General features: G+C 59.7%; 1 protein-coding gene. It reads left to right on the forward strand.

Annotated features, from left to right (window positions below; all coding sequences use genetic code 11):
* On the forward strand, positions 1-201 hold a 201-nt coding region (locus ACYQ2L_RS17260; protein WP_460058378.1), incomplete at both ends, for a hypothetical protein.

Raw genomic sequence — 201 nt, forward strand, 5'->3', positions numbered from 1 at the left:
GATGCAGGAACCGGCGGGAATGTGTTGTTTACCGGAGCGGTTGGTGATACGACCCGGTTGGGAGCGGTGACGGTAACGAATGCCAATGATGTAACCCAGAGTGCAGGCTTGACTGCAGCGAGCTTTACCCAGGTGGCCGGATCAGGCACGACCTTGTTTAGCGGAGCGGTTGATACCGACGGTGCAGCCGGGGTGAGCCTG

This window comes from Spirochaeta dissipatitropha (assembly GCF_054657935.1).